Annotated in this window: 18 protein-coding genes and 3 tRNA genes; 9 read left to right on the top strand and 12 right to left on the bottom strand. The window is 69.8% G+C overall.

Annotated features, from left to right (window positions below; genetic code table 11):
- The 3 genes from Q0R13_RS10175 to Q0R13_RS10165 form a co-directional block, all read right to left on the bottom strand.
- Window positions 1–141, bottom strand: a 141-nt coding sequence (locus Q0R13_RS10175; RefSeq protein WP_293903312.1) for a GTP-binding protein, incomplete at its 3' end; no start/stop codon positions are given.
- A 39-nt stretch (window positions 142–180) separates the two neighbouring features.
- Window positions 181–254: transfer RNA gene (locus Q0R13_RS10170), tRNA-Gly, on the bottom strand.
- 53 nt (window positions 255–307) lie between these two features.
- Window positions 308–393, bottom strand: a tRNA-Tyr gene (locus tag Q0R13_RS10165).
- 132 nt (window positions 394–525) lie between these two features.
- Between Q0R13_RS10165 and rlmB the strand changes: the two genes are divergently transcribed.
- From rlmB to Q0R13_RS10145, 4 genes are all read left to right on the top strand, one after another.
- Entirely contained in the window at window positions 526–1,335 is an 810-nt protein-coding gene (rlmB, locus tag Q0R13_RS10160) for a 23S rRNA (guanosine(2251)-2'-O)-methyltransferase RlmB (protein ID WP_293903300.1), read from the top strand.
- A gap of 62 nt (window positions 1,336–1,397) precedes the next feature.
- Window positions 1,398–2,273, top strand: a complete 876-nt coding sequence (locus Q0R13_RS10155; protein WP_293903297.1) for a hypothetical protein — start codon at window positions 1,398–1,400, stop codon at window positions 2,271–2,273.
- Window positions 2,274–2,434: 161 nt separating this feature from the next.
- On the top strand, window positions 2,435–3,142 hold the full coding sequence (locus Q0R13_RS10150) for a PEPxxWA-CTERM sorting domain-containing protein (RefSeq protein WP_293903294.1): 708 nt from the start codon (window positions 2,435–2,437) through the stop codon (window positions 3,140–3,142).
- Window positions 3,143–3,208: 66 nt separating this feature from the next.
- Complete coding sequence (locus Q0R13_RS10145) at window positions 3,209–3,949, top strand: YjbE family putative metal transport protein (protein WP_293903291.1); 741 nt, start codon at window positions 3,209–3,211, stop codon at window positions 3,947–3,949.
- 145 nt (window positions 3,950–4,094) lie between these two features.
- Here Q0R13_RS10145 and metG read toward each other — a convergent pair whose 3' ends face one another.
- The gene (metG, locus tag Q0R13_RS10140) at window positions 4,095–5,912 is read right to left on the bottom strand and encodes a methionine--tRNA ligase (RefSeq protein ID WP_293903288.1); all 1,818 of its coding nucleotides are present in this window, start codon (window positions 5,910–5,912) and stop codon (window positions 4,095–4,097) included.
- A gap of 179 nt (window positions 5,913–6,091) precedes the next feature.
- On the opposite strand from metG, the gene Q0R13_RS10135 reads away from it, so the two are divergent.
- The gene (locus Q0R13_RS10135) at window positions 6,092–6,550 is read left to right on the top strand and encodes a hypothetical protein (RefSeq protein WP_293903285.1); all 459 of its coding nucleotides are present in this window, start codon (window positions 6,092–6,094) and stop codon (window positions 6,548–6,550) included.
- A 46-nt stretch (window positions 6,551–6,596) separates the two neighbouring features.
- Here Q0R13_RS10135 and Q0R13_RS10130 read toward each other — a convergent pair whose 3' ends face one another.
- Both Q0R13_RS10130 and Q0R13_RS10125 read right to left on the bottom strand, forming a co-directional pair.
- Complete coding sequence (locus Q0R13_RS10130) at window positions 6,597–7,205, bottom strand: hypothetical protein (protein WP_293903282.1); 609 nt, start codon at window positions 7,203–7,205, stop codon at window positions 6,597–6,599.
- Window positions 7,206–7,223: 18 nt separating this feature from the next.
- Window positions 7,224–7,583 (bottom strand): DMT family protein, encoded by a 360-nt coding sequence (locus Q0R13_RS10125; RefSeq protein WP_293903279.1) that lies wholly within the window; start codon window positions 7,581–7,583, stop codon window positions 7,224–7,226.
- 63 nt (window positions 7,584–7,646) lie between these two features.
- Between Q0R13_RS10125 and Q0R13_RS10120 the strand changes: the two genes are divergently transcribed.
- From Q0R13_RS10120 to Q0R13_RS10105, 4 genes are read left to right on the top strand one after another with little or no spacing between them, the layout of a single operon-like run.
- Window positions 7,647–8,777: a polyamine ABC transporter substrate-binding protein gene (locus Q0R13_RS10120; protein WP_293903276.1), complete on the top strand. Its 1,131-nt coding sequence runs from the start codon at window positions 7,647–7,649 to the stop codon at window positions 8,775–8,777.
- 14 nt (window positions 8,778–8,791) lie between these two features.
- Window positions 8,792–9,928, top strand: a complete 1,137-nt coding sequence (locus tag Q0R13_RS10115) for an ABC transporter ATP-binding protein (RefSeq protein ID WP_293903273.1) — start codon at window positions 8,792–8,794, stop codon at window positions 9,926–9,928.
- Window positions 9,925–10,809 carry an ABC transporter permease subunit gene (locus tag Q0R13_RS10110; protein WP_293903270.1) on the top strand — a complete coding sequence of 295 codons (885 nt, stop codon included), beginning with the start codon at window positions 9,925–9,927 and terminating at the stop codon, window positions 10,807–10,809. The genes Q0R13_RS10115 and Q0R13_RS10110 overlap by 4 nt, the downstream gene beginning before the upstream one ends.
- A gap of 10 nt (window positions 10,810–10,819) precedes the next feature.
- On the top strand, window positions 10,820–11,605 hold the full coding sequence (locus Q0R13_RS10105; protein WP_293903267.1) for an ABC transporter permease: 786 nt from the start codon (window positions 10,820–10,822) through the stop codon (window positions 11,603–11,605).
- 210 nt (window positions 11,606–11,815) lie between these two features.
- Here the strand turns inward: Q0R13_RS10105 and Q0R13_RS10100 are convergent, their stop codons facing one another.
- The 6 genes from Q0R13_RS10100 to Q0R13_RS10075 all read right to left on the bottom strand — a co-directional run bounded on the left by Q0R13_RS10100 (window position 11,816) and on the right by Q0R13_RS10075 (window position 21,772).
- Window positions 11,816–13,222 carry an amidase gene (locus Q0R13_RS10100; protein WP_293903264.1) on the bottom strand — a complete coding sequence of 469 codons (1,407 nt, stop codon included), beginning with the start codon at window positions 13,220–13,222 and terminating at the stop codon, window positions 11,816–11,818.
- A 66-nt stretch (window positions 13,223–13,288) separates the two neighbouring features.
- Window positions 13,289–13,364 (bottom strand) — tRNA-Thr (locus Q0R13_RS10095).
- 260 nt (window positions 13,365–13,624) lie between these two features.
- On the bottom strand, window positions 13,625–16,888 hold the full coding sequence (locus tag Q0R13_RS10090; RefSeq protein ID WP_366852736.1) for a carboxyl transferase domain-containing protein: 3,264 nt from the start codon (window positions 16,886–16,888) through the stop codon (window positions 13,625–13,627).
- Window positions 16,889–16,902: 14 nt separating this feature from the next.
- Window positions 16,903–18,108, bottom strand: coding sequence for an LLM class flavin-dependent oxidoreductase (locus Q0R13_RS10085; protein ID WP_293903262.1), 1,206 nt, complete (start codon window positions 18,106–18,108; stop codon window positions 16,903–16,905).
- Between the two features lie 234 nt (window positions 18,109–18,342).
- Window positions 18,343–19,371 (bottom strand): amidohydrolase family protein, encoded by a 1,029-nt coding sequence (locus Q0R13_RS10080; RefSeq protein WP_293903259.1) that lies wholly within the window; start codon window positions 19,369–19,371, stop codon window positions 18,343–18,345.
- An 88-nt stretch (window positions 19,372–19,459) separates the two neighbouring features.
- Window positions 19,460–21,772, bottom strand: coding sequence for a TonB-dependent receptor (locus Q0R13_RS10075; protein WP_293903256.1), 2,313 nt, complete (start codon window positions 21,770–21,772; stop codon window positions 19,460–19,462).
- Window positions 21,773–21,843 lie beyond the last annotated feature (71 nt).

Here is a 21,843-nt window from a genome sequence, read left to right as displayed (position 1 = left end):
ATAGGCCATCGCCTTCGCACCACCGCTCTTCGCCAGCGTCATCGTAATCGCCGCCGTCAACGTCGTCTTCCCATGGTCCACGTGACCAATCGTTCCAATGTTGCAGTGCGGCTTGTTGCGTTCGAACTTCTCTTTGGCCATGGGATCCTGCGGGCGTTTAAGTCAAATCGTTCAAGGAGCTGGAGCGGGTAGCGGGAATCGAACCCGCATCCTCAGCTTGGAAGGCTGCTGCACTACCACTGTGCTATACCCGCCGACAGCATTTGCGGGTGGCCGCAACTCCTTACGTTAAATCTCTTCCGGCGCGTGGTGGGGGAAGTAGGACTCGAACCTACGAAGGCTGACGCCAGGGGATTTACAGTCCCCCCCCTTTGCCACTCGGGACATTCCCCCGCGCGCTGGAGCCCGTTCCAGGACCCTTCCCCAAGGCTTCCGCGGCAGGATGCGAGGGGCTTGTAGCGGGCCGTCTCACGGTCCAAAAGCGGCGGCCCACAGAGGGGGTCCCAAATCGGAGCGCGTCTTATAGTGGCCTCGCCTCACGAACGCAACGACGCCCGGAAGGGCCGGAAATTCAGGCCGAAAGGCCCGGCGGGCGGCCGTTCGGACCGCCGTCCGGCGGGGGTTTCCGACGACTGGATCTGGGGCTGGCACGCGGTGGAAGCGGCGCTGGCCAACCCCGCGCGCGGCACGCCGCTGAAGCTGCTGGCGACCGCGGACCGGGCCAAGCAGATCGAGGCGAAGTTCGGTCGCGGTCAGGCCATCGAGGTCGCCGACGCGCACCAGGTCGGCCTCAGCCTGCCGCAGGGCGCGGTGCACCAGGGCGTGGCGCTGCGCCCGGCCCCGCTGGAGGACGCCGACCTCGCCGATTTCGAGGCCAGGCCGGGCGCCGTGGTGCTGGTGCTGGATCAGGTCACCGACCCGCAGAACGTGGGCGCCATCCTGCGCTCGGCTGCGGCGTTCGGCGTCACTGGCGTGGTGCTGCAGGAGCGCCATGCGCCCAAGCTCTCCGGCGCGCTCGCCAAGGCCGCCGCCGGCGCCATCGAGCAGGTGCCGGTGGCTCGCGTGGTCAATCTGTCGCGCGCCCTGGACGAACTGAGCGGCGCCGGCTGGCGGACCGTGGGTCTGGCCAGCGAGGCCGAGCGCGGGCTGCATGCGGTGCTGGACGGCGCCCCCACGGTCCTGGTCCTGGGGTCCGAGGGCGAGGGCCTGCGCCGCCTGGTGGCCGAGCATTGCGACGAGCTGGCGAAGATCGCCATGCCCGGCGGCTTCGAGAGCCTGAACGTCTCCGCCGCGGCCGCCGTGGCGCTCTATGAGGCCTCGCGACCCCGCGACTGAAGCGCCTGCGGCTGACATCTTCGCGCGAACCTGCGACCAATAGGCCGTTCGGGGAGGTTTCTGTGCTGGACGGCGAGTTTCCCGCGCGACTGCTGCTCGCGCTCAAGGCCCTGTCCATCAGCCGCGGCCGGCTGGCCGTGGAGCTGGCGGTCGACAAATCGGTGATCAGCCGCTGGCTCAGCGGCCACCAGGCGCCGACCGGCGAGAACCTGGCCAACCTGACCGCCCTTGTCGCCGGCCGCCGCCCGGGGTTCACCCTGCTGGACTGGGAGGCGGATATCGAGGCGCTGAGCGCCAAGCTGGGCGTTGCGACCGAGCCCACCGCCCCCTGGGGGCAGCTCGGGCAATGGCTGCCGGAGCCGGTGCTGCAGGAAGCCCACACGCTCACCGGCCTGCGCGGCGACGCCTATGAGGGCTTCTGGCGCACGACTCGCCCCGCCATCGGCCAGCCGGGCCAGTTCGTCCATGACCCGCTGATGATCCGCAAGGCGCCCAACGGCTTCCTCACCTGCCGCTCGGGCGTCGAGGACATGCGGTTCCAGGGCTGGGCCTTCCTGACCCAGACCCAGCTGTTCGCCGTGCTGGCAGACGCGCGGACAGGGATCTTCCTGTTCTGCATCTTCAACGCCGTCATGCGCCACCGGGCCGAGGTGCTGGACGGCCTGACGCTGACGATCCAGCGGGTGGGCGGCGGCTCCCCGGTCGCCGGCGCCTGCCTGCTGGAACGGGTCGGGTTCCTGACCGGCGACGAGGCCGCCGACGACGCGACCTTCGAGGCCTCGGTGCGCGAGGATCCGCTGGCGCCGGACGGCTCCATTCCACCGGAGATCGTCGAACGCCTGCTGCCGGACGTCGGGCCGAGCGCGCTGGTCGCCGGGGGCATGGCGATGCTGGCCATGCCGTTCGCCACGTCGCTGTCTCGCGGCCCCCGGACCTGAGGTCAAACGCCTGGGCCCTGCCCACGCCTGACGCCAGGGTCCGCAACGACTCGCAACAGATCGAAGGCCGTCGCGTCTATCCGGGCCCTCTGCCCCAGGCATGATCCTCCACAGGAAGCGGCGGCTTTTTCCCAGCGCGCCGCCTGACATGGAGATCGACCTTGCGCCTGCGCCCGACCCTCGCCGTGACCGCCGCCTTCGCCGCCGTACTGGCGCAAGCGACCTCCGCTGACGCCGGCCCCGTGCCGACACACACCACCGACCAGGCCGTCTTCATCAGCCAGGCCACCTTTCTCGAGGCCGACACCATCTTCAGCCCTGCCGGTCCCCTCCCCGACCCCTTCGTGATCGGCAGCCTGTCGCTCAGCACGGGCGGCCACAGCGTGGTCTTCGATCTGGGTTCGTCCCCCTTCATGCCGATCCGCGCCGCCTTCGCCAGCGACAACCACGGCCCCATCAGTGGGCTCGTCGGCGACGTCGTGCACGCCGGCCCCTACGACCTCCTGGGCTTTCATTTCGGGAACCTTGTCGGGCCCGATCTGGCGGACGTCACCCTGATGTTCGCCAACGGCGGCTCGTACAGCACGGTGGTGGCGTCCACGCCGATCCAACATGGCCTGCAGTTCGAGGGCTTCCGCGCCCCGGCCGGAGACTTCTTCACCGGTTTCACACTGCAGTCGCACGGCATAGACACCCGGCTGGGGCTGGCCGATGTCATATTCGGCACGACGGCCTGCCAAGGTCTGGACTGCGGTGGCTCCGTGCCCGAGCCGGCCAGCTGGGCGCTGATGATCCTCGGCTTCGGCGCGGTCGGAGCCGTGGCGCGCGTGAGGCGCTGGCGCCCGGGCTTCGATCCCACCGGCGCCTAGCGCCGGCGCAGGGCGGGCCCACCCTGCGCTGTTGCAGCCCCCGGCGGGCTGCCGCATTGAGGATCGATGGACTCATCCATCTTCACCGCGGGCGCGGTCGCCGCCTTTTTCCAGGTCGTGATGATCGACCTGGCGCTGGCGGGAGACAACGCCGTCGCCGTGGGCATGGCGGCCGCGGGCCTGCCGCCCGACCAGCGCCGCCGCGCCATCGTGCTGGGCCTGGCCGCCGCGGTGGTGATGCTGATCAGCTTCGCCCTGATCACCACCCAGCTGCTGCAGGTGGTCGGCCTGCTGCTGGCCGGCGGCTGCCTGCTGCTGTGGGTCTGCTGGAAGATGTGGCGCGACCTGCGCGAACAGGGCCGCGAGGAGAGCGCCGAGGGCGAGGCCGCCCTGGAGGCGGCCACCGGCGTGACGATCGGCGGCATGCCCAGGGGCGTGGCGAAGGCCAAGACCCTGCGCCAGGCCCTGATCCAGATCCTGCTGGCCGACCTGGCCATGTCGCTGGACAACGTGCTGGCGGTGGCCGGGGCGGCGCGCGAACACCCCTGGGTGCTGGTCGGCGGCCTGATGCTGTCGATCACCTTGACCGGCCTCGCCGCCAGCTGGATCGCCAAGCTGCTGCACCGCTTCCGCTGGATCGGCTACCTGGGCCTGGCGATGGTGGTCTACGTCTCCCTGCACATGATCTGGGAGGGCGGGCGCAACGTGGCGATCGATATGCACAAGGTCGCGGCCTACAACCGCGTGGTCCCGCAGAGGCTGGCGATCACCCCCGCCGACATCGCCGCGCACGCGAAGAAGAAGTAGCGGCGCCTATCCCTCCTCTTCAGGGGAGGGCCGACTCGCCGAAGGCGAGCGGGGTGGGGGTCTTACGTTCAGGCGCTGAGCCTGATCGCGACTTCCCCACCCTGACGGCTTCGCCGTCTGTCCCTCCCCTGAAGAGGAGGGATGACTACGCGCTCTCCGGCCCGCCGAAGCGGGCGCGCCATTCGGCGACCTGGTCGTTCTCGACCTTGCGGAACAGCACCTCGGGCGCGTGGATCGGGCGGCCCGGTTCGAGGTCGTCCGGCAGCCCGAGGCTCCCCACGCCTGGCGCAGGCCAGGGGCCAGGGCTTGCCTCTCCGATCGCGTCGGCGATCCGCGCGGCCGCGAACGGGATGAAGGGGCTGGATAGGCGGGCGAACAGGGCCACCAAGTTCAGGCCGATGTTCACGACCGTCCCGGCACGCGCCACGTCCGTCTTGATCGCCGTCCAGGGTGCAGCCTCGGTCAGGTAGCCGTTCCCCAGCACCCAGATCTGCCGCAGCGCAGTCGTCGCCTTGCGGAATTCGCGATCCTCGAGGTGCTGCGTCAGCTCCGCCAGCCGCAGCGCCAGGTCGCCGGAGAGGCGCGATTCCAGCGCGGTAATCTCACCGCGCGGCGGCACGATCCCCTCGAACCGGGTCTCGGCGAACTTGCAGATGCGGTTGACGAAGTTGCCCAGCACGTCGGCGAGGTCGGCGTTGACCTGCATCTGGAACTGTTCCCAGACGAAGCTGGCGTCGGAGGTCTCCGGGGCGTTGGCGACGATCCACCAGCGCCAGTAGTCGGGCGCCAACAGCTCCAGCGCCTGGTCCATGAACACGCCGCGGTTCTGCGAAGTGGAGAAGCGGCCGCCGTAGTAGTCCAGCCAGTTGAAGCCCTTGAGCTCGTCGACCACCTTCCACGGCGCAGTGTTGACCACCGACCAGCGCCCCGCGGCGTCTAGCCGTTCGTTCGCGCCCATCAGGGTGCAGGGGAAACCCACGGTGTGGAAGGGCACGTTGTCCTTGCCCATGAACTCCACATATTTGACGTCGTGGGCCTCGGGCTGGCGCCACCAGCGCTCCCAGTCTGCGTCCGGCGCGGGGCCTGTTCCCGCCTCGACGGCGCGGGCGTCCGCCCATTCCGCGGTGGCGGCGATATATTCGATCGGCGCGTCGAACCAGACGTAGAACACCTTGCCCGCCAGGCCCTCGATGTCCGGCGTCGCGCCGTCGGGGTTCGGACCCCATTCGGATGCGTTGACCGGCACGCCCCACGCGAGGTCGCGCGTGATGCCGCGGTCCTGCAGGCCCTCGTCCAGCCACTTCAGCGCGATGGAGGTGACCAGCAACGGCCACTCACCCTTCTTGCTGTCGATCCACACGCGAAGCCGGTCGGCGAACAGGCTCTGGCGCAGGAACAGGTGCTTGGAATCGCGAATCTCGATGTCGGTCGAGCCGGAGACCGCAGAGCGCGGATGCAGTAGGTCGGCCGGGTCCAGCACCCGGGTGCAGTTCTCGCACTGGTCGCCGCGCGCGCTCTCGTAGCCGCAGTGCGGGCAGGTGCCGATCACATAGCGGTCGGGCAGGAAGCGACGGTCGGCGTTGGAATAGACCTGCTGGGTGATCCGCTCCTCGATGAAGCCGGCCTCCCACAGTTGCTGCGCGAAGCGCTGGGTCAGGCGGTGGTTCTGCGGCGAGGACGAGCGGCCGAAGTGGTCCCATCTGAGGCCGAACTTCTCGCCGAGGTCCGCCTGCACGGCATGGGCCAGGGCGCAGAAGGTCGCCGGGTCCAGCCCTGCCTCGGCCGCCGCCAGCTCGGTCGGCGTGCCGTGCTCGTCGGTGGCGCAGATGTAGAGGGTCTCGCGCCCGCGGGCCCGCTGGAACCGCGCATAGACGTCGGCCGGCAGCATCGAGCCCGCCAGGGTCCCCAGGTGCTTGATCCCGTTGATGTACGGCAGTGCCGAGGTGATGAGGATGCGCGACATGGGCCTAGGGGCAGGGTTTTCGAGGAACCGGGGGTTATAGGCCGCTCAAGTGGTTCGCCAAAGATGGCCCCGCAAGAAAAGCTCGCCAAGCGTGACCAACGGCGCAAAGTCCGCCCACAGGGTGAAGGCGGCGGCCCGTGAGTCGACAAGAGCAAAGCCGCCGGGAGACGGGAACACTCATGCGCAAAGTCATCCTCGCCGCGGGCATGCTCGCCTGCCTGTCGCTGGCCGCTTGCGACAGCAAGCCGGCGGCGCCGGCCGCCGACGCCACGGCCGCCGCGCCCAGGAAGTCGCAGGCCCGCGAGGCGCCACTCTACGCCGGCCAGGAACAGGTCCAGTCGGTGCAGTCCGGCGCCGTGACGGCCGCACCGGGGGGTGGGGTCAACCTGACGGCCTCCGCGACCGCCGCCGGTCCGGGCTACACCCAGGCCGGCTTCCTGCCGCGCATCTATGCCGGCAGCCCGCCGGACGGGATCTACGAGATCGACGTGGTCGCCCAGAAACCCGCGGCCGCCGGCGCGGCGACGCCGACCCCGATCGAGGTCAAGGGCGACTGGGCAAAGTACACCGATGGCCGGGTCAAGGGCGTGAAGTTCATCTCCAAGACCAATGACGTCGTGGCGATGCTGGGAAAATAGCGGGACCCGTTCTCCCCGGCGCCTCGCGCCGGGGAGACGCGCGCCGTTACATCGGCGGTTTCGCGCCGTTCTCGCCGACCGAGACCGAGCCGGCCATCAGCTGGCCGGCCGGGTTCTTCTGTACGACCATGAAGACGGGCGTGCCCACCTTCACCAGGGCGCGAGTCCCGCCGGTGATCTGCACGATCGGCACGTTCTTCGGCACGGTGATGGTTCGCTTGCCGTAGGTGTAGTTGACCTCCAGCTGGCGGCTGCCCTTCTTGCCGGCGACCACCGTGCCGACCGTGCCGTTGGTCATCATCGAGCCCGGTTTCTTGTCCCAGCCATAGTGGCCCTCGCCCAGCTTCACGCCGGGCGGGAAGACGTGGACTTCCAGCGACTTGCCGGTTCCGTCCTTCTGCGGCATCTCGGCGGTGCCGATGAAGCTGCCGGGCTGGATGGCCTCCGGGGTCACCGGCTTCATCACCGCCACCGACCACGACGCCGGCAGCATGACGGTGGTCATCGCGCCCTTCTCGCCTTTCACGGTGAGCGAGTCGGCGGCCATCGCGGTCACCACGCCGCGCACCACCATCGGCCCCGCCGCCGGCGGCTGGGCCCACGCCGCACCCGCCACCAGGCTGGCCGTCATGGCTATTGTCGCGAACCTGCTCATCGTTTCTTCCTCTGCCGCCTAGAACGGACCCTTGAAGACGAACCATGCGCCCAAGGCGATGAACCCGAACCCTATCCCGTGGTTCAGCGTCAAGCGTTCCCCTAGGTAAGTGACCGAGAAAACCGCGAACACCGCCAGGGTGATGACTTCCTGCATCGCCTTCAGCGCGGCCGGATCGTAGACCTGCCGCCCGATCCGATTGGCCGGGACCGCCAGCCAGTATTCGAAGAACGCGATCCCCCAGCTGATCAGCACCATGAGCCACAGCGGCCGGTTCTCCACCTTCAGCTGGCCGTACCAGGCGAAGGTCATGAACACGTTCGAGGCGATCAGCAGCAGGATCGGCGTGATCGCGGTCCAGGCAGGCGTCATCGGCATTTCCCGCTTAACGAGGATTGGAAGCGACCTATAACGTGCGGGCTAACGTGGGGGGCCGGCGGCATGCGCGGATTGTTCAAGGCCCTGGGGATCGCCGCGGCGCTGGCGCTGGCGGCCTGCAGCCCGAAGAAGACCGAGACGGCGGCCGCCCCGGCGGCGGCGCCCAAGGCCGGCGGCGAGCTGCACATCTACAACTGGTCCGACTACATCGACCCGGCGCTGCTGACTCAGTTCACCAAGGAGACCGGGATCAAGGTCACCTATGACACCTTCGATTCCAATGAGGTGCTGGAGACCAAGGTCCTGCAGGGCAATACCGGCTACGACCTGGTGGTTCCGTCGAACCATAATGTCCCCCGCTACATCGCGGCCGGCGCCATCCAGCCGCTGGACAAGTCCCAGTTGCCCGGCCTCGACAAGCTGGCCCCCGATGTCATGGCCCATATGGCGCCCTTCGATCCGGGCGCGAAGTACGCGGTGCCCTACATGCAGGGCACCATCGGCATCGGCTACAATATCGACGCCGTCGCCAAGCGCCTCCCGGGCGTGAAGATCGACAGCTGGGCGGTGGTGTTCGATCCCAAGACCCTGGCCAAGCTCAAGGACTGCGGCGTCTATTTCCTGGACGCCTCGGAGGACATGTACGCCGTCGCCCTGAACGACCTGGGCAAGGACCCCAACAGCCACGTCGCGGCCGACTACGACGCGGCCACCGCGCTGCTGATGAAGGCCCGGCCCTATGTGCGGAAGTTCCATTCTTCGGAGTACATCGATGCCCTGGCCAACGGCGATATCTGCGTCGCCATCGGCTATTCCGGCGACGTGTTGCAGGCCAAGGCCCGCGCGGTCGAAGCCAAGAACAAGGTCAGGATCGCCTATTCCATCCCCAAGGAGGGCAGCCAGGTCTGGTTCGACCTGTTCACCATCCCCAAGGACGCGCCCAACCCGGTGGCGGCGCACCGCTTCATCGCCTTCATGCTGCGGCCGGAGATCATCGCCAAGGCGTCGAACTTCACGCAGTACGCCAACGCCAACTCGGCCGCGACGGCGCTGGTCGACCCGGCGATCCGCGACGACCCCAACGCCTATCCGACGCCGGAGCTCAACAAGCGCCTGTTCGTCACCACAACCAAGGACCAGGCGCTGCTGCGCGAGGTGAACCGCCAGTGGACGAAGGTCCTGACCGGGCATTGAGCGGCCGGCCCCAAATGGCCTCACGACAGATCGGCGCGATCCGGTCCACGTTCGCGCCTTGGGAGGACCCCGCCGCGAAGCCGCTGGTGCGGTTCGAGGGGGTGTCCAAGGCCTTCGCCGACACCCCGGCCGTGAAGGGCGTCGACCTCGAAATCTATGAGCGGGAGTTCTTCGCCCTGCTGGGCCCGTCCGGCTGCGGCAAGACCACCCTGATGCGGCTGCTGGCCGGGTTCGAGAGCCCCGACGCCGGGCGCATGCTGCTGGAAGGCCGCGACATCGGCGCCGATCCGCCGCACCGCCGGCCGGTGCACATGATGTTCCAGGCCTACGCCCTGTTCCCGCACCTCAGCGTCGCCCAGAACGTGGCCTTCGGCCTGCGCCGCCAGGGGGTGGCCAAGGCCGAGATCGGCCCGCGGGTCGAGGAGATGCTGGCGATGGTCAAGCTGGAGGGGCTGGGCAAGCGCCGCCCCGACCAGCTCTCCGGCGGCCAGCGCCAGCGGGTGGCCCTGGCCCGCGCCCTGGCCCCGCGCCCGCGCATCCTGCTGCTGGACGAGCCCATGGCCGCCCTGGACCGCAAGCTGCGCGAGGAGACCCAGTTCGAGCTGATGGCCCTGCAGCAGCGCCTCGGCATGACTTTCATGATCGTCACCCACGACCAGGACGAGGCCATGGTGGTCGCCGACCGGATCGCGGTGATGCGGGCCGGCGAGATCGTCCAGGTGGGCCGCCCGGCAGAGGTGTATGAGGCGCCGGCCGACCGCTATGTGGCCGGGTTCATCGGCGACGTGAACCTGTTCGAGGGCCGGGTGGCGGCGACCGAGGGCCCGCTGATCCGCCTGGTCACCGAGGACGGCGCGTTCGACGCCGAAGGGTCCGGCGCAGTCGGCGAACGGGCCTGGCTGGCGGTGCGCCCCGAGAAGATCGCCGTCCACGCCGAGCCTCCGGCCGACCCGCGCAACCGCCTGGCCGGCACGATCCTCGACTATGGCTACCTGGGCGACTGGACCACCTATGTGGTGGAGATCGCCCCGGGCCGCACGGTGCGCGCCGCCCGCGCCAACGCCACCCGTACGGTCGAGCGGCCGCTGGGCTGCGACGACCCGGTCTGGCTCACCTTCGCCCCCTCCAGCGCCGTGGTGCTGACCCGGTGAAGCGCAGCCGCTCCGGCCTTGCGGCGATCCTGCCCTTCCTGTGGTTGGCGGTGTTCTTCGCCTTCCCGTTCCTGCTGGTCGGCAAGCTGTCGCTGTCCCACACCGTGCTGGCGATACCGCCCTATGCGCCGCAACTGCACCTGTCGCAGGGCCTCCCGGGCTTCAGGACCTTCCTGGCCGGCCTCAGCGGCGAGACCTATGCGCGGCTGACCCAGGACCGCCTCTACCTGGACGCCTACCTCTCCAGCCTGCGGATCGCGGGCCTGGCCGCCGGCCTGCTGTTGCTGATCGGCTATCCGATCGCCTACGGCATCGCCCGCTGCCCGCCAAAGGCGCGCCAGGCGCTGGTGATGGCGGTGATCCTGCCGTTCTGGACCAGCTTCCTGATCCGCATCTACGCCTGGATCGCCATCCTGAAGCCGGCGGGCGTGCTCAACGCCGCGCTGGGGCTGGTCGGCCTGGGGCCGGTGGAGATCCTCAACACCGAGACCGCCGTGCTGATCGGCCTAGTCTACGCCTACCTGCCGTTCATGGTGCTGCCGCTCTACGCCGTGCTCGACCGCGAGGACGAGAGCCTGATCGAGGCGGCGCAGGACCTGGGCGCGACGCCGCTGTCGGCCTTCTGGCGGGTCACCTTCCCGCTGTCCCTGCCGGGCGCGGCGGCGGGCGCACTGCTCTGCTTCATCCCCATGGCCGGCGAGTTCGTGATACCCGACCTGCTGGGTGGCTCCGAGACCCTGATGCTGGGCCGGGTCATCTGGACCGAATTCTTCGCCAACCGCGACTGGCCCGCCGCCTCGGCCGTCGCCATCGTGCTCCTGGCCACCCTGGTCGTCCCCATCGTGCTGTTCGAGCGCGAACAGGCGAAGGTGCTGTCGTGAGACCGCGGACGTGAGGCGCGGCCCCTCGACCTTCAACATCGCCTCGGTGGTCTTGGGGATGGCGTTCCTCTATGCGCCGATCGTCATCCTGGTGGTCTATTCGTTCAACGCCAGCCGGCTGGTCACGGTCTGGGGCGGGTTCTCGACGCGGTGGTACGCGGCCCTGTTCCAGGACCAGCAGATGCTGGACGCCATCTGGGTGACCGCGCGGGTCGGCGTGCTGTCGGCCACCCTGGCCACCCTCCTGGGCGTCCTGGCCGCCGTGGCGCTGGTGCGCGGCGGCGGGTTCCGCGGGCGCACGATCCTGGCCGGCGGCATCTATGCCACCCTGGTGATGCCCGAGGTGATCCTGGGCCTGTCGCTGCTGCTGCTGTTCGTGGCCGCCGGCCTGCCCCGCGGCTTCTGGACCGTCACCCTCAGCCACGCGACCCTGACGCTGGCCTACACGACCATGGTGATCCAGGCCCGGCTGGGCAGTTTCGACATCAGCCTTGAGGAAGCGGCCCAGGACCTCGGCTGCCCGCCCTGGAAGGCGTTCGCCCTGATCACCCTGCCGGTGATCGCCCCCGCCGTCGCCGCCGCCTGGATGCTAGCCTTCACCCTCAGCCTGGACGATCTGGTGATCGCCAGCTTCACCTCTGGGCCGGGAGCCACGACGCTGCCCATGCGGCTCTACAGCCAGGTGCGGCTGGGGGTGGACCCGAAGATCAATGCGGTCTCGACCTTGCTGATCGGGGTCGTGGCGACAGGCGTGATCGCGGTCTACCTGCTGCGGCAGCGGCGCGCGCCGGCCTGAATGCGTCACAAGCGGCTCGACCAGGGCTTCGAGACCCATCGGCCGTTGGCCGAGCCGCCTGTGACCAACGTCCCCCGGACGTCGGGGTCCGGCCACCCCCCGGGTGGCCGGACCGCCTGGAGCGCTAAGCGTCCCGTACTGAAACGCGCTCCAGGCTTGCGCCCCAGTCCTTGCAAACGGCGGGCTACACGGGCGCGCTACAGGGGCGCGCTACAGGGGCGCCACCCGGTCGAACCAGGGCCGGGCCTGTTCCAGCTGGCCGGCCAGGCGGAACAGCAGCGCCTCCTCGCCCGTCCTCGCCGCGAACTGGATGCCGATCGGCAGGCCGCCCCGGCTCCAGGCCAGAGGCACGGTCATCGCCGGCTGTCCCGAATTGTTGAAGGCTTGGGTGTTGGGCATGTAGGCGAACAGCCGCTCGACGATCTTGCGCGGGTCCTCGAACAACCAGCCGATGGGGATCGCCGGGCTGCCGAGGGTGGCCAGCAGCATGACGTCGTAGCGCTCGAACAGCCCGGCCGCGGCGCGGCCGTAAGCGTGCAGGGTCTCCACCGCGCGAACATACTCCGAGGCGGACGCCTGGCGGCCCCGCCGATAGATATCCAGGGTCATCGCCTCGATATCCCCGTCTTCCAGCTGACGCCCCTGGCGCTCCAGTTCGGCGTCGATGCCAGCCACTACGCTGGCGCTCATCGCCAGGCGTGCCGCCGCCTGCATGGCCGAGTGGTCGCCCGGCAGGGTCGCCGCCTCCACCGTATGCCCCAGGCTCTCGCACAGCCGCGCGGCGTCCTGGACGGCGGCGGCGACCTCCGGGTCGATAGCCCCGCCCTCGGTCAGCGACCCGTCGAACACCGCGATCCGCAGCTTGCCGGGCTCGCGGTCCACCTCCTGGGCGAACGGCCGGTCGGGGGCCGGCAGGAAGTAGGGATCGCCGGGCTGCGGCACGCAGGCGATGTCCAGCAGCACCGCGCTGTCGCGGACGGAGCGGGTGACCGCGTGCATGATCGACGCGCCGGCCCAGCCCTCGCCGGCCGGCGAGAACGAGACGCGCCCGCGCGAGGGCTTCAGTCCGAACAGGCCGCAGCAGGCGGCGGGGATGCGGATCGAACCGCCGCCGTCGCTGGCGTGGGCCGCCGGGACGATACCCGCGGCCACCGCCGCCGACGCGCCGCCGGACGATCCCCCCGGCGTCCGGGTGAGGTCCCACGGATTGCGCGCCGGGCCCAGCAGGTCCGACTCGGTCACCGGCCACAGGCCGAACTCCGGCGTGTTGGTCTTGCCGAAGATCGCCAGGCCCGCACCCTTGTAGAGCGAGGTGATGGCCGCGTCGGCCGGCGCCGGCCGCGTCGAGAACAGCCGCGAGCCCCGCGTCGTCGGGACGCCCTCATACCCCGCGGCCAGGTCCTTCAGCAGGAACGGCACACCCGACAGCGGCCCGGGGACCGGCGGCGCCGCGCGGGCCCGGTCGGTCAGGTCCAGCACCACGGCGTTGATCTTCGGATTGACCTCGGCCATCCGAGCGGCGGCCACGTCCAGCACCTCGCCCGCGGTCACTTCCCGCCGGGCCACCAGCTGCGCCAGGCCCACCGCGTCGTGAGATCTGTACTCGTCGAACCGCATGGCGAAGCTCCCTCTTTCCGGAACCATAGCGCGGAAGCCGGACGGCGCCAGACGGCGGGGGCGTCATGGTGCCGGATGCAGGACTCGAACCCGCGACCTTCGGTTTACAAAACCGCTGCTCTACCAGCTGAGCTAATCCGGCCCAGGGCACGCTGCCGAGGGGAAATGGGGCTTTAGCCGCCAGTCGGGCCGTCGTCCATAGCGGAACGGATGGGAAACGCCGGGACAGATCGGACCAGAAGTCCCGGAATAGTCGCGAACCCCGTTCCCGTTCCTTTCCGTCGCGCCCGTCGCGTCGAGCACGCTTCATGAGGCGCCGAGGTCGAGGCCGATGGCCGGCGCGAGCGACCACTTATGCGGCGCTTAGGCTGGCTCGGTGTGCGGCCCCGGCAGGACCCGCTGTCACCAGACGTCGACGAAGCGGCGGGTCTCGCGGGGCGTGTGCAGGGCCTGGCCGCAGGCGCTGAGGCCGCGCAGGATCCAGTCCCGCGTCTCCGACGGGTCGATGACCGCGTCGATCTCTCCCACCTGCGCCACCGAGATGGCCTTGCCGGTCTGGTACATGCGCCCGACCAGCTTCTCGAACAGCGCCTGGCGCACGGCCGGGTCGAGCTCCGCCTCCAGTTCCTTGCGGTAGCCCAGCCGCACCGCGCCCTCCAGGCCCATGGGCCCGAACTCGGCGGTCGGCCAGGCGATTGTAAAGGCCGCCGCGGAGAAATCGCCGCCGGTCATCGCCTGGGCGCCCAGGCCGTAGCCCTTGCGCAGGACCACGGCGAACAGCGGCACGGTCAGGCTGGCCGAGGTGACGAACAGGCGCGAGCCGCGACGCACCGCGGCAGTCTTCTCGCTGTCGGGCCCGACCATGAAGCCGGGGGTGTCGCACAGCGACAGGATCGGCACCCCGAAGGCCTCGCACAGCTGCATGAACCGCGCGCCCTTCTCGGCGCCCTCGGAATCGATCGCCCCGCCCAGGCGCCGCGGGTCGTTGGCGATCACGCCCAGCGGCAGGCCCGCGATGCGCAGGAAGCCGGTGATCATGCCGCGGCCGTAGCCGCCGCGCAGTTCCAGGAAGCTGGCTTCGTCCGCCATGCCCTCGATCACCGCGCGGATGTCGTAGGCCCGCACCCGGTTTTCCGGGATCATGTGGCGCAGCGCCCGCTGGTCGGCGCAGCGCCAGTCCTTCACCGGCCCCTGGAAGATGCCCAGCAGCTGGCGCGCGGCGTCCGTCGCGGCGGCCTCGTCCTCGACCAGCAGGTCCAGGGCGCCATTGGCCCACTGCACCTCGGCCGGGCCGATCTGGTCGGGGGTGAAGACCCCCAGCCCGCCGCCCTCGATCATCGCCGGCCCGCCCAGGCCGATGTTGGAATAGCGGGTGGCGATGGTGATGTCGGCGCAGCCGAAGAACACCGCGTTGCCGGCGAAGCAGCGGCCGGAGTTGATGGCGATGCGCGGCGCGATGCCTGACATGCGGGCGAAGGTGGTGAAGCTGGTGGTGTCCAGCGATGAGGCCGACAGGCCGCCCACGTCGACGTCGCCCGGCCGGCCGCCGCCGCCCTCTGTGTACCAGACCACCGGCAGCTTCCAGTGCTCGGCGAACTCCAGGATGCGGTCGGTCTTCTTGTGGCTGAAGTGCCCCTGCGTCCCCGCCAGCACGGTGAAGTCGTAGGCCAGGGCGACGCAGCGCGAGGTCTCCGCGCCGAACAGCTCGCCGTTCACCTCGCCGACCCCGGTGATGATGCCGTCGGCCGGCGTGTTGACCTGCAGGTCCTCGATCGTGCGCCGCCGTCGCTGGGCGGCGATGGCCAGGGCGCCGAACTCGCGGAAGCTGCCGTCGTCGAACAGGTGCGCCAGGTTCTCGCGTGCGGTCCGCTGGCCCGTCCGGCGGCGGCGCGCGACGGCGTCGGGCCGGTTCGCATCCAGGGTCAGGGCGTATCGCGCGCGCACCTCGGCCAGGTCCGGGCGGATCCGCTCCAGATCGACGGCCTCGACCACCTCGGCGTGGTCGGCCTGGTCGCCGGCCTCGATGAAGGCCAGCGGCTGGCCCTCGTCCACCGTGACGCCGACCCCGGCCGCCAGGCCGCGCAGCACGCCGCCGAGCGTGGCGGTGACGACATGCTGCATCTTCATCGCCTCCAGCACGGCGACCGGCTGGCCGGCGCGTACGATGGCGCCCTCGGCGACCTCGAAGCTGACGATGGTGGCGCGAAGCGGCGCGGCGAGCGCCTGCGTGCCGGCCGGGGCCTCGGCCCAAGGGGTCTCGGCCGTGGCGGCGGCCTCCGCCTTCGGGGGTTCCAGCTCCGCGGCGCGGGCGACGAAGCGGGGCAGGTTCGCCTCCAGGAAGTGGGTGTCGGCGGTCCCGGCGGCCACCTCCGGCGCCTCCAGGATGGCGCGCAGCAGGGCCAGGTTGCTTTCCGCGCCGTCGATGCGGAACTCGGCGGCGGCGCGCGCGGCCCGGGCGATGGCAGATGCCAAATCAGGTGCGGGGCTATGGACGATCAGCTTGGCGATCATCGAATCGAAGGCCGGGCTGGGGCGATAGCCGCCGTACCCCGCGCCATCGATGCGCACCCCCGGACCACTGGGCGGCTCGTAGCGGCCGATCGCCCCGCCGGCGCCGGTGACCGCGCCCTCCGCCGACAGCCGTTCCAGATTGATCCGCAGTTCAAGGGCGTGGCCGCGCACCGGCGGCGGTCCGGCGCCCAGGCCGACGTCGGCCAGGCTTTCGCCGGCGGCGAGGCGGAACTGCACCTGCACCAGATCGAGCCCGGTCACCGCCTCGGTGACGGTGTGCTCCACCTGCAGGCGCGGGTTGGCCTCCATGAAGACCGCGGTCTCGCCGTCCGCGGCGTCGAGCAGGAATTCGAACGTCGCCAGCCCGACCAGCCCCGCCGCCTGCGCCATCCGGACGGAGGCATCCTGCAGGGCCTGGCGCACCTGGGGCTGCAATCCGATCGCCGGGGCGATCTCGATGAGCTTCTGGTGGCGTCGCTGGATGGAGCATTCGCGGTCGTGGACGGCCACGGCGGCGCGGCCGTCGCCGCAGACCTGGACCTCGATATGCCGCGCCCGCAGGATCAGCCGCTCAGCATATAGCCGGCCGTCGCCGAAGGCCGCCTGGGCCTCCTGGGCGCAGGCCGCATAGGCCGCGGCGGGATCCTCGCCCGGCGTGAGGCGGCGCATTCCGCGGCCGCCGCCGCCCGCCACCGCCTTCAGCATCACCGCCGCACCGGCCGGCAGGCCGGACTGGAAGGCGCGGATGTCGTCGAGGCTCGCACCGCCCTGCGTCCCGGCGACGAGCGGAACGCCCAGGCTCGCGGCGAAGGCGCGGGCCTGCGCCTTGTCGCCGAACAGGTCCAGCGTCTCGGGCGACGGGCCGACGAAGGTCAGCCCGGCCGCCGCGCACAGCCGCGCAAAGGCCGCACTCTCCGACAGGAAGCCGTAACCCGGGTGCACCGCCTCGCACCCGGCGCCCAGCGCCGCCACCACCAGGGCTTCGGCGTCCAGATAGGCCCGTGGCCCGACGCCGGTCAGGGCCACGGCCGAGTCCGCTCGGCTGCGATGCAGAGCCGAGGCGTCGTCCTCGGAGAAGACCGCCACCGAGCGGAGGCCCAGATCCGCCGCCGCCCGGGCGATGCGAATGGCGATCTCGCCGCGGTTGGCGATCAGGACTGTCTTGAACGTCAGGCCATCGCCTCCGCCTTGGCGCCCGCGAAAGCCGGCAGGAGGTGGCGGCCGGCCAACTCCATGCTCTTCAGCACCGCCGCGTGCGGGATCGAACCGAACTGCATCATGCACATCATGCGGTCGGCGCCGATGCCTTCATAGCCCGCGATCTTCTTCGCACAATGATCCGGGTCGCCGATGACGACGCAATCCAGCGCCTCCAGCACCTCGTGGGCCTCCTGCTTGCCGATGGTCTCGCCGGTGGCCATGCGCTTCAGCACGCGCACGACCTCGGGGTCGTCGTCCTGGATGACCGTCTCGTTCGGGTCCAGTTGCTGCAGCGCCGCGGTGTCGCGCGCCGAGTTGGGGTGCAGGCCGGCCTTGATCATGTCGTACCAGACGCTGCGCGGCACCTTGAACACCACGGGCGCCGCGTTGACGTACCAGAGCGCCGACCAGGCCGCGCCGTTGGCGATCGCCTGGGCGCGGCTCTCGGCCAGGTGCACGAAGGTGAAGCAGCCCTTCTGCGGGTTCACCAGCTTGCCGGCCGGCGTCTTGCAGGCGGCCAGGCCGCGGTCGTGCTCGCGCAGCATCTGGCCCAGGAACGCCACCGGGCTCAGCAGGGTGGTGCCCAGCGCGCCCACGCCCATCTCGCCGGCCATGAAGAAGCTCTCCGGCGAGCCGCAGGTCTGCCACAGGCGCGGGTGCGGCTGCTGGACCGGCTTGGGCACCACCTCGCGCGGGGGGACCTTGTAGTCGGGGCCGTCCCAGGAGAATTCCTTCTCCGTCCACATGCGCGGGATCATGTGCATGGCGTCGCGCACCTGGTCGCGGGCGCTCTCGGGATTGACCCCGAAGGTCTCCCACTCTTTGCCGCCCGACTTGGCCAGCCCCAGTTCGAAGCGCCCGCCGGACAGCACATCCAGCGTCGCGGCGCGCTCGGCCACCCGCAGCGGCGAATTGATGTTGAAGGGGGCCAGGACGCCGGCGTGGCCGACGCGCAGGCGTTCGGTCGCCATGGCGATGGCGGTCAGCACGATCTCCGGCGCCGAGGAATAGCTGAACTCCGGGGCGCCATGGTGTTCGACCTGCCACCAGGTCTCGAAGCCGGCCGCTTCCGCCGCCTTCGCCTGGGCGATGATCTCGCGGAACAGGCTGGCCTCGTCCTGGGCGCCGCTCCAGGGGAACGCGCGCTGGATTTCGCAGAAAACATCGAACTTCATTTCCGTCCGCTCCCCAGAGTCTTGTTACATAACGTACGTTACGTATGGGCGCGCGCCGTGTCATGTCAAGGATCGGAGCACGGACGAGACCGCCGCGTCTGTGTCAGCCCGCGAAGGCGCCGCCGTTGACCACGAGCTCGGTCGCGGTGATGAAACCGGGCCTGCTCCGAGGCCAGGAACACCACGGCCGCGGCGACGTCGGCGATAATGGCCGACGCCTACACCCTGTTGCGTTTACTGAGCCCCGATGCGGTAGACCCGCGTCGCCACGCCTTGGAACATCGCCGCTTTCTCGGCGGCGCTGAACCCCTGGACGATCTTCTTGTGGGCGTTCCACAGGACGTCGTAGCTGCAGGCCCGCTTGTCCATAGGGAAGTTGCTTTCGAACAGGCAGCGGTCGGGTCCGAACAGGTCGATGGCGGTCAGGTAGTAGTCGCGGTTGGCGGCGACGAGCTCGTCCGACGTCGGCGGCAATGGGCGCTCGTTCCAGCCGAAGCCGTTGAAATGCATGTTTAACCCGCCCAGCTTCACGACCACGTTGGGGCAGGTGGCGAGGGTCGCCAGGCCAGCCTTCCAGGCGGCGAACACCGCCGCGCGCCGGCCGGCGTAGTAGCCCATGCCGATCGGGGTGCCGATGTGGTCCAGCACGATGGTGAGGTCCGGCACCGCGCGGGCCAGCGCGGCCACCTGGTCGATCTGGTGGTGAAAGACCCACAGGTCCAGCACCAGGCCACGACGCGCCAGCTCGCGAGCGCCGGCCCGGAAGCTAGCCTGTTCCATGAGGTCGAAGGGCGGATTGGGCCAGGGATCCAACACCCCCTGGGGGTCGGCGGCGACGATCGGCCGGACGCCGCGATAGCGGTCCGGCGCGCGGGCGGCGTGTGCGTCCACCACCTCGCCCACGACCTCGCCCAGGGTGAGGTCGACGGAACCGGTGATCGCCGCGCAGATGCGCGCCTCGCCGAACACGCCGCTGGCCGACTGGGCCGCGATCCCGTTGGCGAACTCGATCTCGCCCAGGGAGCGAAAGCGCCGGGGACCGTCCGGCCGGTACATCGCGCCACACTCGGCGAAGACGGTCGCCACGATATTGTGCCCCGCGCCCGACCCGCCGATATCGGCCAGTAGCTCGGGCAGCAGGTAGGTGTCGTGCGGCAGCTTCCACAGGTGGTGGTGCGCGTCGACGATGGGCAGCCCGGGCTCCAGGATCGGCTCCCAGACCTGGTCCAGCCACTCGGTCCGCACGGGCCATTCCATGGACATGTCGACGCGTTCCCAGGCCAGAGCAAGACGATGCCGCGCCGAGCGTAACAAGTGTTACGCCAGCGCTCCAGTCGTGGCGGACGGCCGGCTAGAAGTTCACCGCGATGCGGAGGCCGTAGGTGCGCGGCGGGTAGTAGACGAAGTTGTCCGGCTCCTGCACCTGATGGCCCAGCGAGATCGACTGCAGGCCGTCGTTGGAGATGATGGCGTCGTTCTCGATGTTGTTGACGAAGGCGTCGACCCGGTAGCGGGCGTCGAGGCTGACCCAGGTCACCCGCGCATTGGTGGCGTGGTAGGCCTTCTGCCGCGAGGTGACGTAGTTGTCGGGCAGGAAGTCGACCTTGCCCGAGAAGAAGGTGTCGACCCGCGGGGTGACCGAACCGAAGGCGGTCTCGAACCGATACTCGCCGCCCAGGTTGAAGGAATAGGGCGGGGTCTGGTTGAGCCGCTGGCCCTTGAAGTTGCAGGCCAGGGTGACCGCGGCGCAGCCAGGCCCGGGGGCGCTGAACCGGGTGTCGGTGGTGATGTAGCGCCCGTACTTGGCGTCGGTCAGGGTCATCGAGGCGTTGAAGCGCAGGTTGTCGACCGGCACGACCGTCAGTTCGCCCTCCAGGCCATTCACGTCCGTCGTGCCGTTGACGTTGTTGATCCCGGACTGCGTCGAGCTCTGGATGAACACCTGCAGCCCCTTGATCTCCTCGTGGTATGCGGCGAGGTTCAGCTGCACGCGGTTGTGGAGGAAGCGCGACTTGAAGCCGGCGTCGTACGAGGTGAGCTTCTCGGGGTTATAGAGGTTGGGCAGACCCGTGATGTTGCCGCCGGCCAGGTAGCCGCGGGACACCGAGGCATAGACCATGGTGGCGTCGTTCACCTGATAGCTGGCCCCCACCTTGCCCGTGACCTGGTCCCAGGTCTTGCTGAACGGCCCGGCGGTCACCCCGCAGCTGCCGCCGCAGACCCGGGGGAGCTGGTAGTCGAGGGAATTGTAGCCGAACTTCTTGTCGTGGGTGTAGCGGATGCCGACCGTCAGGGTCAGCGGGATGCCCGCCGAGGTCTTCGCCAAGTCGTAGTCCACCTGGGCGAACGGCGCCCAGGACTTGGTCTTGCTTAGCCCGGTGGAGAAGAAGTTGAAGGTGTCGAACGGCGCCGTGGGGCCCAGGTCGTTGTAGCCCAGGTCGCGGTAGCCGAAGTCCTGGAAGTTGCGGCCGTAGAAATAGATGCCGCCCACCACCCACTTCAGCGGCGAGGTCTCGTCCTTGGAGGCGAACCGCGCCTCTTCCGAGAACTGTTTGCTGTCGAGCACCCAGCTGGTCCCCAGCGCGATCGGCAGGTCGGAGCCGTCGCCGTCGCTGACCTGGCGGACCTTGCTGCGGCCGTAGGCGGTCACCGAGGTGAACTGGGCGAACGGCAGGGTCCAGTCGAAGGTCCCGGAGTACAGCTGGGTGTCGTTCTTGGCCTTGTCGGGGGCGTCGTGGCAGACGGTGCGGGCCCTGAACTTGGCTGCCGTGCTGAAATCGCAGGGCGAGCCGATGGGGATGCCCAGCGGCGGGGCGATGAACCGCGCGGGGGTCTCGTACCAGGCCGTGGTCGTGCCCGCGGCGCCGTCGTTCCGGCTGGCGCTGGCGGCCAGCAGCAGCCGCGCCCGCGCGCCCAGCTCGAAATCCAGCTGGCCGCGGACCATCTGATAGTCCTGGGAATCCAGGTCGTGGGTGGCGGTCGGTTTGGTCGAGAGGTTCCTCGTATAGGGGTCGTGCTCGGCGGAGACCGCGGTCAGCCGGCCCAGCACCTTGAAGTCGCCGTTGTCGATCAGCGGGCCGGTGACGAAGCCGCGGAAGGTGCGCGCATCATAGTTGCCGATCATGGCGTCGACCCCGGCCCCGAAGGTCGCCGACGGCTTGTTGGTGATGACGTTGATCGAGCCGCCCACCGAGTTGCGGCCGTAGAGGGTGCCCTGCGGACCGCGCAGCACCTCGACCCGCGCGATGTCATAGAACTCCGGGTCGATCGAGGTCGTGCGCTGCACGTAGACGCCGTCGATGTTGTAGGCCACCGGCGAATCGCCGCCCGGCGTGGTGTTCTGGCTGCCCAGGCCGCGCATGGTGATGACGTTCTCGCCGCCGGTCACGCCGGCGCCGAAGCGCAGGGACGGCACCCGGGTGCCCAGTTCCTTGAAGCCGGTGACACCCTGCGCCTCCAGCGCCTTGCCATCCACGGCGCTGATCGCGATCGAGACCTGCTGGATGTTCTCCTCGCGGTGCTGGGCGGTGACCACCACCTCGCTGATGGCGGTGTCGTGCGGCGCGGGATCGGCGGCGCGGGCAGCGCCGGCCGCGTTCAGCAGGCCGGCCGCGGCGACGCCCGAAAACAGGCGTGCGGCTCGTGAAGTGCGCAAGGTGGCCATGTGGTTGTCCTTCCCCGAGTGCTGTGGTCGGGGAGCCTTCAGGCTCCTCCGTGGTCGTGAACCGATCGGCG

It is taken from the genome of Phenylobacterium sp. (assembly GCF_025351295.1).
GTDB lineage: Bacteria > Pseudomonadota > Alphaproteobacteria > Caulobacterales > Caulobacteraceae > Phenylobacterium.
Note: the sequence above shows the minus strand (reverse complement) of the source record. Positions and strands in the feature narration are given on the sequence as shown.

Excerpts from the sequence above, each read along its gene's own strand:
- Q0R13_RS10145 (WP_293903291.1), top strand. The coding sequence starts at position 3,209 with ATGGACTCATCCATCTTCACCGCGGGCGCGGTCGCCGCCTTTTTCCAG.
- metG (WP_293903288.1), bottom strand. The coding sequence starts at position 5,912 with ATGTCGCGCATCCTCATCACCTCGGCACTGCCGTACATCAACGGGATC.
- Q0R13_RS10130 (WP_293903282.1), bottom strand. The coding sequence starts at position 7,205 with ATGAGCAGGTTCGCGACAATAGCCATGACGGCCAGCCTGGTGGCGGGT.
- Q0R13_RS10085 (WP_293903262.1), bottom strand. The coding sequence starts at position 18,108 with ATGAAGTTCGATGTTTTCTGCGAAATCCAGCGCGCGTTCCCCTGGAGC.
- Q0R13_RS10135 (WP_293903285.1), top strand. The coding sequence starts at position 6,092 with ATGCGCAAAGTCATCCTCGCCGCGGGCATGCTCGCCTGCCTGTCGCTG.
- Q0R13_RS10100 (WP_293903264.1), bottom strand. The coding sequence starts at position 13,222 with ATGCGGTTCGACGAGTACAGATCTCACGACGCGGTGGGCCTGGCGCAG.
- Q0R13_RS10120 (WP_293903276.1), top strand. The coding sequence starts at position 7,647 with ATGCGCGGATTGTTCAAGGCCCTGGGGATCGCCGCGGCGCTGGCGCTG.
- Q0R13_RS10115 (WP_293903273.1), top strand. The coding sequence starts at position 8,792 with ATGGCCTCACGACAGATCGGCGCGATCCGGTCCACGTTCGCGCCTTGG.
- Q0R13_RS10080 (WP_293903259.1), bottom strand. The coding sequence starts at position 19,371 with ATGTCCATGGAATGGCCCGTGCGGACCGAGTGGCTGGACCAGGTCTGG.
- Q0R13_RS10125 (WP_293903279.1), bottom strand. The coding sequence starts at position 7,583 with ATGCCGATGACGCCTGCCTGGACCGCGATCACGCCGATCCTGCTGCTG.
- Q0R13_RS10075 (WP_293903256.1), bottom strand. The coding sequence starts at position 21,772 with ATGGCCACCTTGCGCACTTCACGAGCCGCACGCCTGTTTTCGGGCGTC.